General features: G+C 59.9%; 19 protein-coding genes. 1 reads left to right on the forward strand and 18 read right to left on the reverse strand.

The annotated features are described in order from the left end of the window. Positions 1-6: 6 nt before the first annotated feature. Positions 7-1,014, reverse strand: a complete 1,008-nt coding sequence (locus IPK59_21795) for an FkbM family methyltransferase (protein ID MBK8161268.1) — start codon at positions 1,012-1,014, stop codon at positions 7-9. Positions 1,015-1,244: 230 nt separating this feature from the next. On the opposite strand from IPK59_21795, the gene IPK59_21800 reads away from it, so the two are divergent. After that, positions 1,245-2,501, forward strand: a complete 1,257-nt coding sequence (locus tag IPK59_21800; protein MBK8161269.1) for a hypothetical protein — start codon at positions 1,245-1,247, stop codon at positions 2,499-2,501. A 25-nt stretch (positions 2,502-2,526) separates the two neighbouring features. On the opposite strand, the gene IPK59_21805 is transcribed toward IPK59_21800, so the two are convergent. From IPK59_21805 to IPK59_21885, 17 genes are all read right to left on the reverse strand, one after another. Beyond that, positions 2,527-3,363 (reverse strand): methyltransferase domain-containing protein, encoded by an 837-nt coding sequence (locus tag IPK59_21805; protein MBK8161270.1) that lies wholly within the window; start codon positions 3,361-3,363, stop codon positions 2,527-2,529. Between the two features lie 71 nt (positions 3,364-3,434). Beyond that, on the reverse strand, positions 3,435-4,340 hold the full coding sequence (locus tag IPK59_21810; GenBank protein MBK8161271.1) for a methyltransferase: 906 nt from the start codon (positions 4,338-4,340) through the stop codon (positions 3,435-3,437). Next, a complete protein-coding gene (locus IPK59_21815; protein ID MBK8161272.1) occupies positions 4,337-5,626 on the reverse strand; it encodes a DUF4910 domain-containing protein in 1,290 nt (429 codons plus the stop codon). Before IPK59_21815 ends, IPK59_21810 begins: the two co-directional genes overlap by 4 nt. Before the next feature lie 101 nt (positions 5,627-5,727). Continuing rightward, positions 5,728-6,489, reverse strand: a complete 762-nt coding sequence (hisF, locus tag IPK59_21820; GenBank protein MBK8161273.1) for an imidazole glycerol phosphate synthase subunit HisF — start codon at positions 6,487-6,489, stop codon at positions 5,728-5,730. A 10-nt stretch (positions 6,490-6,499) separates the two neighbouring features. Continuing rightward, on the reverse strand, positions 6,500-7,114 hold the full coding sequence (gene hisH, locus IPK59_21825; protein MBK8161274.1) for an imidazole glycerol phosphate synthase subunit HisH: 615 nt from the start codon (positions 7,112-7,114) through the stop codon (positions 6,500-6,502). A gap of 24 nt (positions 7,115-7,138) precedes the next feature. Further along, positions 7,139-8,287: an N-acetyl sugar amidotransferase gene (locus IPK59_21830; protein ID MBK8161275.1), complete on the reverse strand. Its 1,149-nt coding sequence runs from the start codon at positions 8,285-8,287 to the stop codon at positions 7,139-7,141. A gap of 11 nt (positions 8,288-8,298) precedes the next feature. Next, positions 8,299-9,300 carry a UDP-N-acetylglucosamine 4,6-dehydratase (inverting) gene (gene pseB / locus IPK59_21835; protein MBK8161276.1) on the reverse strand — a complete coding sequence of 334 codons (1,002 nt, stop codon included), beginning with the start codon at positions 9,298-9,300 and terminating at the stop codon, positions 8,299-8,301. Positions 9,301-9,523: 223 nt separating this feature from the next. Then, positions 9,524-10,408, reverse strand: coding sequence for an SMP-30/gluconolactonase/LRE family protein (locus IPK59_21840; protein ID MBK8161277.1), 885 nt, complete (start codon positions 10,406-10,408; stop codon positions 9,524-9,526). A 153-nt stretch (positions 10,409-10,561) separates the two neighbouring features. Then, the gene (locus IPK59_21845; GenBank protein MBK8161278.1) at positions 10,562-11,170 is read right to left on the reverse strand and encodes a sigma-70 family RNA polymerase sigma factor; all 609 of its coding nucleotides are present in this window, start codon (positions 11,168-11,170) and stop codon (positions 10,562-10,564) included. A gap of 206 nt (positions 11,171-11,376) precedes the next feature. Further along, positions 11,377-11,613, reverse strand: a complete 237-nt coding sequence (locus IPK59_21850) for a hypothetical protein (GenBank protein ID MBK8161279.1) — start codon at positions 11,611-11,613, stop codon at positions 11,377-11,379. Positions 11,614-11,724: 111 nt separating this feature from the next. Next, positions 11,725-12,156 carry a hypothetical protein gene (locus tag IPK59_21855; GenBank protein MBK8161280.1) on the reverse strand — a complete coding sequence of 144 codons (432 nt, stop codon included), beginning with the start codon at positions 12,154-12,156 and terminating at the stop codon, positions 11,725-11,727. A gap of 29 nt (positions 12,157-12,185) precedes the next feature. Then, positions 12,186-12,443, reverse strand: coding sequence for a hypothetical protein (locus IPK59_21860; protein MBK8161281.1), 258 nt, complete (start codon positions 12,441-12,443; stop codon positions 12,186-12,188). Between the two features lie 52 nt (positions 12,444-12,495). After that, complete coding sequence (locus tag IPK59_21865) at positions 12,496-12,651, reverse strand: DUF1328 domain-containing protein (protein ID MBK8161282.1); 156 nt, start codon at positions 12,649-12,651, stop codon at positions 12,496-12,498. Between the two features lie 368 nt (positions 12,652-13,019). Continuing rightward, positions 13,020-13,403 carry a hypothetical protein gene (locus IPK59_21870; GenBank protein ID MBK8161283.1) on the reverse strand — a complete coding sequence of 128 codons (384 nt, stop codon included), beginning with the start codon at positions 13,401-13,403 and terminating at the stop codon, positions 13,020-13,022. 38 nt (positions 13,404-13,441) lie between these two features. Continuing rightward, positions 13,442-13,696, reverse strand: a complete 255-nt coding sequence (locus IPK59_21875; protein ID MBK8161284.1) for a CsbD family protein — start codon at positions 13,694-13,696, stop codon at positions 13,442-13,444. Positions 13,697-13,793: 97 nt separating this feature from the next. Further along, positions 13,794-14,003, reverse strand: a complete 210-nt coding sequence (locus tag IPK59_21880) for a CsbD family protein (GenBank protein ID MBK8161285.1) — start codon at positions 14,001-14,003, stop codon at positions 13,794-13,796. Between the two features lie 122 nt (positions 14,004-14,125). Further along, positions 14,126-14,371: a MoaD/ThiS family protein gene (locus IPK59_21885; protein ID MBK8161286.1), complete on the reverse strand. Its 246-nt coding sequence runs from the start codon at positions 14,369-14,371 to the stop codon at positions 14,126-14,128. Position 14,372: the final 1 nt, after the last annotated feature.

Raw genomic sequence — 14,372 nt, forward strand, 5'->3', positions numbered from 1 at the left:
GCCGGGTCAGAAATCCCAGGAACGGTCGAGCCAGAAATCGATCTTTCGGCGATGGCCGATGCCTGTCTTGCGGCTGATTTTCCGCGCGAGCTTGCCGAGCCAATCGGCGCGCTGCAGCAGGCCTGGCTTGGGCGCTGCCGATTTCACCAGCGCGATGAGATCGCCTTCATCCGTTGCACTGATATGGCCGGCCCTGCGCGTGGCTTCCGCCAGCCACAGCGCTTCATCCAGGAAGCGATAGAGCAGCAGAATGACAAACAGCTTGAGAATGGCAGCTAGATCGCCACTGGCCAGCACTGTCTCAGGCGGGCGCAGATAGAGGGCGTCGCCCGCGATCAGTCGGCACGAGATATCATGACGATTTTTCTGGAGGTTGAGATGCCGGCGCAACTGGGCGTGCGACTTTTCGCCCTCGAAGCGATAGGAGCGCACCGGGAGCAAGTCGAATAGGATGAAGCCGCGCGCACGCAGATGGCCATCGATGTCGCCGAACAAAGGCTGGCCAGCATAGAGTTCAGCAAATTCCACTTCGGTCTGAATGGCCAGTATGTCGTGCCAATGTTCCGGCTTGGTGCTCTGGAAGATTGCCAGTTCAGCGCCCTGCACATCGAGCTTGATCAGATTGGGCAAGGGCCGCGCATGCTTGTCGATGAAATCGGACAGCGTCATCAGCGGCACGTCGATGACCTTGTCGAGGGTGCCATAGCTGAGAGGCCCGAAGCGGAACATGAGGTCGGGATTGGGCGGGAACAGCGAGGAGCCGGACGGCTTAGCGAGGACGTGCAGCTTGGCGGTTTCGGTTTCGTTTTTCAGGGCGACCGGGAACCAGGATTCGTTGGCCGGCGCGCGCTGTTCCTGCAAGCGGCAGGCGGCGGCGTCGGGCTCGAACAGGTCTATCCGCATGAGGTCGGCATAGGGCCTCCAATGGTCCTGCATGCCGCCGCGCGCACCTACATCAATGCAGTGTAGGGGATCACCGGTGAGCCGGTCAGCCAGAAGTCTGGATTTACTCATTTTGCGCGTTCCCACCGACGACCCATTTACCTGAGCCGAGTAGCGCGTGGCGGCACCGAGGTCAAGGCTGCATCACTTGACAAATATGCCCAGCAAAGCGTTTTCAGGGCACCGGTTCGCTTGATCCAACGGGTGACAATTGGCAAACTCGGCTGAGAATCTAGATTTAATGGAAAATCAGGCAGTTAGTAATGGTAGTTAGATTTTGGCAGTGGGCGACTCTGTCGGTGATGCGCGCCTTCGCCCCGGAACGCGCCGCCGGCATCGCCTTGGCGCGGCGAATTGACTGGAGTTCGGCCAAGCTTGGTAAACTCACCGTCCTCTGCTTGGAACGCAGCCAGTTCATCAAAGACATCGAAGAGTTGCGGCGCCTCACCGACCTCAATTGGGTGACGCTCAATGCCGTGCGGCTGCGTCTGCAGCAGGAACCCTGGGTCCCGGAGGCCGCGCGCCAGCAAGGCTATTTCACGGCCTGGCTGAAAGCGGGTGAAGGTGCGCGCATCCGGCCGATCCTGGAATCGTTTGCCGTGGCATTGCTGGAAGAGGCGCAGCGCACAATGCGGGTCGACGCCGTTGCCACGGCCAACATCGACTACTGGCAGGACGAGGCGATGAAGCTCGCCTGCCGGCAACTGGGCATTCCATTCGTGGTGCTGTGCCGCGAGAATTATTCGATTCCCTGGACGGTGCCATGGATGCACGACCATCTGGTCAAGTCGCATTTCCATTTTGAAGGCGCCGGGCTAGCCGTCTTTAGCCAGCATACCAAGAACGCCTTTCTGCCGGCCTTCGACGATCCCAACGATGTATGGGTAACTGGGGCGCCGCGCTATGACCGCTGGCTGCACCTGGAACCTCTGCCCGAAAGCGACAAGACCTTTATCAGCCTTGTCACCTTTAACGATCCTGGCTACATGGCCGTCAACACGTTTCTGGAAACCGCCGAGATATTTGATCGCGTGGCGCGAGCCGAAGCGAAAAGTGGCCTTACCTGGCTGGTGAAATGCAAGAAGCGCGGCGACCGCAATGAAGTGCTGCAGCGGGTCGGTTCGCGCGATGATTCACCGCTAAAGTTCGAATTCGACACGCCACTTTTCACTCTGTTTCCACGCTCGCGTGTTGTCGTCGGTTGCAATTCACTCGCGCTGGTGGAGGCCATGCTGACCGACGCACCGGTCGTGGTGCCCTGCTGGGGCGAAGCGCATGCCGAACGTCACAACGTCATGCTAGACTACAACGATCCCTTGACCTGCCGCGTCGTTACCTTCGCGAAATCTCCCGAGGAATTCACCGAGTTGCTTACGCGCGCCGCACGCGGTGAGCAGCTCAAGACCGGATCACCAGAAGACCGGCGCGCGTTGTTCCAGGCTCACCTTCATCTGCCTGGATCCGACGACGGCCCCTTGACAGCGTCATCCGCGACGGAAGCCTTTGTCCGACATTACGTCGAGAAATATCGTCAGATGCAAAAAAGCCAAGCAGCCTGAACGCACTCGCCGCGCCTAACGCACACTACTTCGTCGCGATCAGGACGTCTTGGTAGAACGAGGTTGCACCGGGACGCCCACACCAATAGCCGTAGACGAAGGGCGCGCGGATATTCAGCTTGGTGCCGACGAACAGGCGGTCAAGCTGCTCAAGATCGAAAGCAACCGCAAACTCGGGATTGGTCTTGCCCGGTGCGTAGTAGTCGTCCGTCTTCTGGCGGAACACACGCTTGGCCAACTTTTCGCCGGTATCGATCGTCTTTTGCTGTTGTGCTTGCGCGAAATCGTCATTGATGAAAATTGACGCGAACAAGCGACCGCCAGGCTTCAGCTGCCGCTCGATCAACTTCACATAGTGGGCGATATGCTTTGGATACATGTGCGTAAACACACTGAACAAGAACACCACATCGAACTGTTCTTGGCCCGGGAATGGAAACTCCACCGTATCGGCCGAATGCGTACCAGTCGGGTTGTAGGCCGAGTTATGGATATCAAGATGGTAGAATGAGAAATTCGGGTGCTGGGGCGCATAAGCTTTGCGCATCCACTGAACAGAACGATCGACGATGTCGATACCCACATAGGACCCTTCTTTGGAAAGGTAGGCCGCCAGCGGCTTGGCCACCCGGCCGATGCCACAGCCAACATCGAGGACTCTGTCCGATGGCTTGAGTCCAGCATAATCACGCAGCATCGCCAGATGTTCTTCGCCACCTTCAAAACCGTGATTGTGGTCCATCCTGCGTGGCGGCACCAGGGAGTCGCGCGCACCCGTGACAGAATCCCTGGTATCCTGGAGCCACCAGGAAAATTGGGTTGCGCACTTTCGCAGCGCGCGTTTCACAGTCATCTTCTTCACAGCTGTACCCCAGTACTATTGATCAGGCCATCAGGAATGCCATCATATAGCATTCCTGATCGGTCGCCGATTCAGCTACCGGTCGGCCCCAGTTCCGCCTCGATGATCCCCGCCGAACAGAGGAACATGCCGCGCCAGCTCGCCTCATGCTCAAGTCGAACGGATTCTGAACGGAAGCCGGCGCCTATGCCCTCCTCCAGCAGCGGCGGAGCGGCATGATAGTGATACCAATGGAATCCAAATGTCTTGAATCCGTGTCTGGTCACGGCTTCTTCGAGTTCGAAAGGATTGTGGAACTTGGCCAGGATCTGGTCGTAGCTCGGCCGGTCGACATCTTCATGCCCGCGCACCGGCGGCAGATTGGTGGCCAGACGGCGATCAAGCTCGGCGGCTACATGCTTCTTCACATCGGCGGAGACATCGGAAAGCAAGTCGTCGAGGATAAATTCCTTGGTGTACCGATTGAGGGTGAACATTGAAAACAGCTTGTTACGAAACTCGACGAAGATGCGACCACCCGGGCGCAACAGCATTTTCAGATTTTCGAAGAAGGCAGATTCCTTCTGAATATGCGGCAAGACGCCGTTGGCGATGATGGCGTCATAGCCGCCGCGCCGCAGCGCCGGCGCCAGGGTCTTGGCATCTTCGGCGTCACCGACAAAGAGGATCGACTCCTTGGCGCCGCCGCGATCGAGCCTGGCACGCGTCGCTTCAACCATGGGCTGCGATAAATCGCAGCCGGCGACCTCGATGCCCATCTGACTCCAAGTGAGAAGTGGCGTTCCTTCACCCATTCCGACTTCGAAAAGGCGCTTGGCGCCAAACTGGGCGAGGCGATTGCTGAGGATACCAAGGCGCACATAGTTCGACGGATATTCACCCGTGCGCTCCAGGTAAGCCTTGTCATACATATTTGTGTAAACTTCAACTTCACCATCGTAATGCGCCGTCACGGCTGCTTTTGTTGCATCACTCATTGTCTGGCTCCTAACTTTCGCTGGTCAGTGTGTCGGGCAATCAGCCCATGAGATTGCAGGTCTTTTGCGGCCTGGGCGAGTTCCCAGATCGGCATGTCGAGCAGGTCGGCGATGCTCAAAAGATCACGCGAACCGTCTGAATAGGCAAATAAATTTACCAGCCCAAAGACGATCTTGAAAGTGTCCTTGGTTGAAATGGTCGGATAGAGACCGCGCGATCCGAGATTGGGCTCGCCGAGAACCTGGGCCACATAGGTCTGGTTGGCCTCAATGCCCTGGATGGCGCGCTGGAAGGCCTGCAGCCCGCCTTGCAGACCGGTCGGCGTCACCAGGGTCATGTCGTCGAGCGACGTATGATATTCGGGATAGGTGTCGTACTTGCTGCGGAAGAGCGACGCCACCGGCAGGTCGACGCCGGGGCTGCAGTATTGCCGCTCGTCGCTGCCGCGGGTGAGAAAGCTGTGTTGCTCGAAAGTGCCGGCATGATGCCTTAGAGCATGGAGGCCGGCCCGGTCGGAGAGGGAATTTCCCTGCCGGCTCGGCATGAAGCCATAGGCGCGATCGTCGCCGACACAGTTGATCATGAAGCCGGCCACGACACGGCGCTTCATATCCTCCAAATTGCGGCTGAGATAGACAATCGAGCCTATCGTTTCCGGGATGAATACGAAGCGATAGGTATAGCGGCGGCGCGCGATGTCGCCTAGCCATTTGGCAAGTTGCGTCGCCACCACCGGGCCGGAAAGCTCGTTGTTCGCCATAGACGGATGGCAGATGTAGGTCGAGAGCAGAACCTCTTCGTCGCTTTCGCCCGGAAGTACCAATTCAGCATAGTCAAGTCTACCGGGCGCGAGCGAGCTTTGGATGACGGCACGATAACGGCCTGGCGCCAGGCTCTCGCGCTCCTCGTGGCTGAGGCAGAAGCCCCAGCGCTTCTTGTAATAGGATGTGACGTAGGGAATGGCGGTCGGCTGCTCGGGCAACGAATAGAGATGAGCCTGCAGGTCTTCGAGGTCCAGCTCCTCATCGACCGGCAGCGAATAGCCCATTACATGGAGGTTGTTCTGCTTGAACTCGCACAGTCTCCGTCCGTCCGGCGCCACGATATAGGCATCGCGGATGTTCCATTCATCCGGCACCAGCCAATCCAGACACTTTTCGCCACTCGGCACATGGAGTTGTTTCAATCCCTGGATTTCCTGCGCGAGAATCGCCAATGAATCGCGGACCCCCTGACCCGAGATGCTGCGGCAGATCGGCCAAAGCCTGCCCATCAAGGCATGCATGGCTTCGCCCACTGGCGGCGCCGCGATTGGTGCGAGCACAACATCGAGCGGCAGGTCAGAATGCACGCTCATCCGACCATCGCCCTTTTGTGACGTTTCGCTCATAGCCGCACATTGAAGCCTTGCTCCTTCAGAAACTGCTTCGCTTCCTTCGGCGTCTGCTCGGTGAAATGAAAGATGCTGGCGGCTGCGACCGCGGCGGCCTTTCCTTCGACCAGAACTTCGGCCATGTGCTGGTAGCTCCCGCAGCCGCCGGACGCGATCACGGGGATTTTGACCGCATTGACCACTTGCCTGGTCAGGGCAACGTCATAGCCGCTGAAGGTGCCGTCGCGATCAACCGAGGTCAGCAGGATTTCGCCGGCACCCATCTCTTCGGCCTCCTTGGCCCATTCGACCGGATCGCGGCCGGTCGGCATCTTGCCGCAGTGACTCATGACCTCGGTGCGACCATCGGGATGGCGCAGCACGTCGATCGAGATTACGATGCATTGGCTGCCATAGCGCATCGCCCCCGACCGGATCAGCTGCGGGCGCAGCAGGGCTGCGGTGTTGATGGCGACCTTGTCAGCACCGACAGCAAGCAGGCCACCGATATGATCGGGATCGCTCACACCCCCACCCACCGTCATCGGCATGAAGCATTCATCTGCCAGTTCATCGACCTGGGCATAATCCGGGGTGCGGCCCTCTGGTGTCGCACGGATGTCGAGGAACACCAGCTCGTCGACCTCGCGCATGTTGTAGACCTTGATCGCTTGCAGCGCGCTGCCGGTCCGGCGCCATGAATCGAAGCCGACGCCCTTGACGAGGCCGACGTCGCGGAACAGCAGGGTCGGCATCACACGGATCTTGACTGTCATGACATTGCCGTCAGATCTTCAAGAAATTGCGCAGGAGCTGAAAGCCGGACTTCTGGCTTTTTTCCGGATGGAATTGAACTCCCATCAGGTATCCGCGCGCGACTGCGGCCGTGAAGCCGCCATAGGAAGGACAGGTCGCCATGACGTCGACCTTGGCGCATTCATAGTGGTAGGAATGCACGAAGTAGAAATCGGACCCGTCAGGCAGGCCCTGCCAGAGCGCTGTCTGCGGACGCGGAAAGGTTTCGTTCCAGCCCATATGCGGAATGCGCTCGCCGGCCTGTGTCGCAACCAGCGGAACGATCTCGCCGGGAATAAGGTCGAGCCCTTCGGTTATGCCAAATTCGCGGCTGCAGGTGGCCATCAGCTGCATGCCGAGGCAGATGCCGAGGAAGGGCAGATCGCGCTTCGCAAGCAGGTTGCGCAAGCCGGCCGCGAGGCCCTTGGCGTTGAGCGCCTGCATCGCGGCAGCGTAGGAGCCGACGCCGGGGAGGATAACGCGGTCCGCACCTTCTACCAAATGCGGATCATCCGTCACGAGCGGATTGCCGCCGCATTCCTCGACTGCGCGTCGGATGGAGTCCAGGTTGCAGACACCAGAATTGACAATGACGACGGAGGACATGTGCAGACTGGTGGCCCTTCTCGCTCAACCGTTGTCGATATGCAGTTTTTGCAGGTTGCCGAAGCGATCCTTGATTAGCTTGCCCTGGTTATCGCACTTGAAAAGCTTCCTGTTGGTCCAGCGATCGCAAATATCGACGAATTCGTGGACCGGCATATCCAATGGCGCGAGGATATCCTCGATCTTCTTCCCGAGATAGGTCCACGGGAATTTGCCGTCATGGCGCTTGACCAGTTCCAGTCCGTCACGCCGGCTAAGGCGACCGCGGCGGATATGGTTGCAGGCAATATCCGTGGCCCTGCCGAAGCCGTATTTCAGAAATTTGAAGTAGTCGTGCAGGCCCATCTGGTGGTTGTCGAGATTTTCGTAATTGGCAAGCGCCCCTTCCACCATCGTCGGGAAGGTCTCGAAGCCATAACCCTGGGCGTAGAGCGCATTGCGGTAGCCATCCCAAGGGAAATAGTAGCCGAGGAAAATCCCGGTGACGCCCACCCGCGCCAGTTCCTCGTCGGAGGGGTAGGTGTATTGGATCATGTCGTGGCGACTGACGCCGATCTGCCCGATGATATCGGAAACCCGCAGCCCCAGGAGGCCACCGAACTCTTCCAACCAGCGCCGGTCGAGCACGTTTTTCTGCGTCGAAGCGGCGGGACCGCCATATTCATGCTGTGGATTTTCACCCCAGACAATCAGGCGGATATTGTGCTGGACGGCGACCCGGACCGGAATAGTGAAGATAGTGACATGCTCGGGCCAGGAAATGTCGCCGACCGTCTCCAGGGTAAAGCGGTTGATGCGTCGGCGCACGACTGGATTGGTGGTCACTTCAATATAGTCGACGCCGAGCTTCTTGATGTTCTCGATGTTGCGGCGGCCGATATCGGAGAGGTCGTCAGTCGTCGCCGTCACGCAGAGCGGATTCATGCCGACTTCAAGCAGCCGCAGCAGCTGGTAGGTGCTGTCCTTCCCGCCGGAAACTGGCACAAGGCAGTCATAATTGTCGCCGTTCTTGCTGCGATAGGTATCGACTACGCGCAGGAACTCATCTTTGCGCTGATCCCAATCCACTTCGGCGCGATAATGGTAATTGAGGCAGGCGTTGCAGACGCCTTGCTCATCGAAGGAGAGATCGGGCTTAGTCTCGGGATACAGGCAGAGTTTGCAGTAGCGCATGTTGCTGTGCCTCAGATCATTTTCTTGAGGGAGGCTGCGTCCAGCCATTGGGTGTTGATGTCGCTGGCGAAGCGGAAGCCGTCGGCCACCTTGGGGGAGCCGTCCTCGGCAAAGGAACGACGGGTCCAATAACTGAACACCGGCTCGATCACATAGCGATCCTTGAGCTCAATCGTGGAGCGGCTGTCATCCTCGGTGATCATCACCTCGTGCAGCTTCTCGCCCGGGCGGATGCCGATGATGGTGTGGGGCAGGCCGGGCGCCAGGCAATTGGCAAGCTCGGTCACCTTCATCGAGGGAATCTTGGGCACGAAGATCTCGCCGCCGCGCATGATCTCCATGCTGGAGAGCACGAAGGCGACACCCTGGTCGAGGGTGATCCAGAAGCGGGTCATGCGATCATCGGTGATGGGAATCGATTTGGCGCCCTTGGCGACCAGTTCCTGGATCACCGGCACGATCGAGCCGCGCGAGCCGATGACGTTGCCGTAGCGCACGACCGAGAAAATGGGGTCATGGCCGCCGGAGAGCGCATTGGCGGCGATGAAGATCTTGTCGGAGGCGAGCTTCGAGGCGCCGTAGAGATTGACCGGGTTGGCGGCCTTGTCGGTGGAGAGGGCCACGACCCGCTTCACCTTGTTCTTGATCGCCGCCTGCACCACGTTCTCGGCGCCGTGCACATTGGTGTTGATGCATTCGAACGGGTTGTATTCGGCCGTGGGCACCTGCTTCAGGGCGGCGGCATGGATGATGTAGTCGACATCCCGCGTCGCCATCTCGAGCCGCTGCCCATCGCGCACGTCGCCGATGAAATAGCGCAGGCACGGATACTTCTCCTGGCTGAGGTCCTGCTGCATCTCCCACTGCTTCAGCTCGTCGCGCGAGAAGATGATGAGGCGCTTCGGCTTCCAATCCTGGAGCACGCGCTTGATGAACGCCTTGCCGAACGAGCCCGTCCCACCCGTCACCAGGATCGATTTCCCGTTCAGATCGGGAAGTGCCGTCTCAAACATGTCAAATTGCCCCAAAGGATGCTTGCCGGCCTTTGGCCGGACAAAATTTTATGGCTAAAACTCAAGGAGTTGGCGGATCTCACCCTGACCCGCCGGCGCCTTTGCTTCGTGCCGGATCGTTGCACGGGTTAACAGCAGCCCCGTCAGTCTGTCAACCGGCCCTTGCCAAAGCTCGGATCAGGGGCCGCCAAATGAGAGATAGGTTCTTATTCCCGTTCCAGGGTCATCCGAAAACAGGTTCCGGCAGCCCCTTTTCACCCGGTATGAGGGCAAACAGGCTACCAGCCAAGGGCGCCTTGGCCAAGGTCTCGGCAGCAAGGTCGACCCGGGCCGTCGTGATGTAGAGCGTATCCAGCGCCTCGCCGGCAAAGGCGCAGGAGGTCACCTGCGGCACCGGCAGGCGGATGGAGCGGTCGAGGGACCCGTCCGGGCGGAAGCGGCTGATCTGCCAGCCATCCCAATGGCAGATCCAGACCCCGCCGGCGGCATCGACCGTCATGCCGTCGGGCATGCCCTGTGCCTCCGAAAATTCGGTAAACAGGCGCTGATTGGTGAGCGTGCCGGTCCTGGTGTCGAGATCATAGGCATAGACCTTGCGCACCATCGTGTCGGAAAAATAAAAGGTACGGCCATCGGGGCTGAAACCCGGACCATTGCCGCAGGCAAAGCCGCGATCATGGATCTCGCTCTTGCCGTCTGCGGTGAGGCTGTAGATTCCGCCGATGGGATCGGTCTCCTTGTTGTCCGAGGTACACAGCCACAGGCGGCCCTGGCGGTCGACCTTGCCGTCATTGAACATGGTGAGTTCGGCGCGGTCGTTGGGATTGACCCAGGGCGTGAGCTTGCGCGCCGCGACATCGACCTTGAAGGTCCCTTCGCGCCCGGTGAGGATGAAGCCTTGCCTGGCACGCACCAGGGTGCCCATGGGCACGCCGAGCGATAGTTTCCAAACATCGGCCGCCTTGGTGGCAGGATCATAGATATGAAGGGCCGGACCCTTCAGGTCTAGCCAGTAGATCTTCTTGTCGACCGGGTGCCACAGCACCGATTCACCCAGGATCGCGGGTGTGTTGACGACGCAGATCGGCTCGGCAGATAGGGCGGACATCAGCAACTCCCGGAATGAGGCAGGGTTGTCCGATTGTCCCCATCCAGCCTGCATTAGCAAGCGCGCATCATTCAGGTTCACGCTGGATAAACGCCGCCGCCGGGGCGAGTCCTGGCGGCGGCGCGGATGGAGTTTGTTGCAGCGGGTGCGGAACTAGCTGGCAGCGCGCAGGCCGGCCAGATGATCTGCTTCCAGGCTATGGCGGGGTTGGCTGTGCCGGGTCATGCCGCGACGAAGCGTGCGCGCGGCGCCATCATCAGGCACCGGCATCGCCACTTCGCCGGACAGCATGCGTTCAAGCTCGCGCCTGGCACGGGCAAGGCGCGAGCGCACGGTGCCGATCGGACAGCCGCAAATCTGAGCCGCTTCCTCATAGGAAAGATCCTGGCCAACCACCAGCAGCAGAACTTCGCGCTGATCGGCATTGAGGCCGTCGATGGCGCGGAACAACTCCTTCAGCACCAGGCAGTGCTCCTGGTTGGGCGCGACACTGGCGAGGTTGGGCAGCAAATCGTCATCGATCTCGACCAGGCGCGAACGCTGGCCGGCGCGGATAGTGTTGACGTGGATATTGCGCATGATCGTGAACAGCCAGGCCTTGAGATTGGTCCCCATGGCATAGAGGTCTTCCTTGCGCAGGGCGCGAAGGACGGTGTCGTTGACGAGGTCGTCCGCCGATTGGCGATTGCGGGTAAGCATAACCGCAAAGGCCTTCATGGCCGGCAGCAATGCGACGAGCTGGTTTTGGAATGTATCGGCCATCGGTTGTCCTTTCGGTCGATTCAGTCGGGATGCCACGCGTCGATAGTCGGGTGACGGATGCTGACGCCGAGTCGGGCGCCAGTGAGCAATGCGCCGATGGGCGCTGGATTGAAGATGGGGTGGGACGGGTGACAAGCCGAGCGACAAGGCCGGGCACAAACTGTGACCAAAACCCCGACTTCCAGGATAAAAATGGCGGACTGGGACTAATCCGTGACCTTGCCATCACGCTGCGCGCACGCGCGGCGGATGAGATCGACAAGCTTCTGATCGGGTTCCTGATCGCAGGCCGCGAGCAGTGTCTTCATCTGCCGCTCCAGCCACATATCGAAAGCAGGTGAGGTCGTCATCGACAGCGGTGAGAGCTGGGAAACCGGTTTCTGCCCGTTGACGGCCGGTCCACATTTGTCCGGGTGACCTGATCCGTTCGGCTTGCGCGACATCTCGCGGAGGACTCCTCAAAACCGGCCTGAGCCGGTGCAAACTTTCGCCCCATGAGGTTGTTAACGACGGCGCTGGTGCCTCAGTTCCCCTACCCCGAAAGATTTGTGGGTTTAACGGGTGAACTGCCGCAGGACCTGCTGTATCAGCGCATGGTCGAGGTCGGGCCGGCTTTCGAGGATGAAGCCGATGGCCCCCGCGCCGAGCATGGCACCCAGGGGGTCAGCCCTGACCGCATCGCCCGCCGCCTCGCTGGCCATTGCGGCAAGCGCAGGTATGCTGCCGCCACCTGCGCCCAACTGGGCCGCCTGTGCCACCCTGGCTTTTCTGCCGCCTTGGGCTGCCAAGGCCAGGATCAGGGCCGCGATCAACAGGACGACGGCGACCAGGCCAAATGCCTGGGGCTGCGGCATCCAGGCCAGCAGCCAGAAATAGAGGGCCGCCGCGGCCATACCGGCCGCGGCGATTGCCAAGCAGGCTGACATGGCGAGCAGAATGGCCCGGCGCGCCAGCCGGTCGGTCAGACGCTCAATCGATGCCAACATGTGTCAGGTCCCACTCTTGGTGATGTCGATCAGCGGTGGGTGATCTTGCCCAGCATGATGCCGATGCCGAAGGCCAGCAGCAGGCTGGTGAGGGGGCGCGCCGTCACCTGGTCTTCAAGCACGTTGACGCCGGCCTGGACCCGGGCCTTGCCGCTGTCGACCGCATCGTTGAGCTGCGCCGAGCCCTTCCTGGCCAGCAGCTTGGCGATGTTCGAGACATCGTCCTTGAGTGTGCCGAGATCATTCTTCAAGACGTCGAACTCTTTTTCCAAGCTGCGATCAGCCATAGCGAAACTTCCTTCTTTCATGATTGGAACTCCTCTGTCGGTAAGCGTGGGGTCAAACGTAGGTGGCGACCAGGGAAACCAGGAACAGCACGATGAAGATCAGGAACAGGATCTTGGCAATGCCCGTGGCCGCCTGCGAAATGCCGCCGAAGCCGAACACACCGGCGATGATGGCGACGACAAGAAAGATGACTGCCCAATAGAGCATGCTCGATTTCCTTCTGACGTGAATGTCCTGCGAGGCGCGCAACAGGCGCTGCCCGCCGTTCTTGTGATCGATGATCTTTGGTGTCGATCGAGTTGAAAGTGGCCCCGTGCGCCACATTGTCACCGCCGCACGAAAGGGAGCGCGCGGCGCTGACAGGGCGACAGCACGGGGCCGTCTTGGGTGGGCGCAGGACCAGAGCTGTGATCGCCGGGGTCGAGCGCTGGCTCATTGGATCTGATGAGCCGGCATACGATGGCTAGTTGGGGGATTAGCCATCGTGGCGATCGCGGGGGGCTGCTCCAGTCATACGGCAACCACGTTTGAGAAACGCCCCTCCCCCGGAATGGTTCCGGGGAAATGTTCCAGGATTAGTGCCGTGCCGGTTTGCGGCCGATTTCTTCGGCCCGCTCCAACTCGGCGCCTTCCGGGCTGTCAATCGCCCGCTTGGCTTCATCGGCCTTGCGCTCGGTGCGGCCTGGATTCTGGGCAGATTGCTGGGCGGCTTCGTTGTAGTGGCGGGCGGCTGTCTTGTTGCCCTCGCCCTCGTTGACCCCCGCGTTAGCCTGAGGCTGGCCGCCCTGTTGACGCCGCTTGTCACCGCTGCCCTGCTGCTGACCCGGCAGGTTGACCGGATCGGAAATGGAATGCCCCTGCTCGTGATTGTCGCCGGGTACCTCCGTCGGTGTTTTGCCGGGATTTGTGTCTGGATTTGAGCCTGGATTTGTTTCCGGGGTTGGGTTGTTATTGGTCATCTTGCAATACCTTCTTGGGGGTTAAGTGAGAGGATGGATCAGGGACCGACGACGCGGTTTTCCCAATCGGTCACTTCCTTGTTGGCCTGCTCGACACTGATGCCGTAGAGCGCCTGGATGCGCCCGACGAGCTGCTCGCGCTGGCCTTGGATCTGCGTCAAGTCATCATCGGTGAGCTTGCCCCATTGTTCCTTGACCTTGCCCTTGAACTCGACCCAATTGCCTTCGACCTTGTTCCAGGTCGAACCTGCCTCGGTGGTGATGGTAGGGACCTCATTTTCGGCCAGCGCCATCGGCGCCGCCGTCAGCAGAAAGGCGAGCGAACTCGCCACCGCAAAACACTTGCGCATGCTGTATCTCCTTGATTTTGACGTGGTGCGTTGATGGCGCTCAGTGACGCTTGTCGTAGCTGCTGACGAACGTCTCGATCTGCTTCTCGACCTCATCCTTGGCCATGCCATAGCGTTCTTGCAGCTTGCCGGCGAGTTGATCCCGCTTGCCGCTGATCGTGGCGAGGTCGTCGTCGGTGAGCTTGCCCCACTGCTCCTTGACCTTGCCTTTGGCCTGGTTCCAATTGCCTTCGACGATGTCCCAGTTCATGGCTGCTGCCTCATATCTCTCTTGATCGATCAGTTCGATCACTGAAGAGACAAACGGAAACCCGCGCCGATGGTTCCGGCGCGGGTTGGCAATGTCCGTGAATGTCGTGCGTTTTCGGAGGCTTAGCCGCCCTGCATGCGCGGCAGCAGGAAAACCTCGCTGTCGGCTTTCAGCGGTTCCAGCCAGCCTTCGCGGTAGATGAGCCCGTCGATCGAGACGGAGACACCCCGCTTGATCTGGTTTTGCAGGCCCGGATAGGTTTCACCCAGCCGGGCCAGCAATTCCTGAACGTTCCTCGCCTCAATCTCGACTGTGGTCTTGCCGCCGGTATGCGGCTTCAATGAACCCCAGACGATGACCTTGGCCATG

Source organism: Rhodospirillaceae bacterium, assembly GCA_016712715.1.
Taxonomy (GTDB): domain Bacteria; phylum Pseudomonadota; class Alphaproteobacteria; order Dongiales; family Dongiaceae; genus Dongia.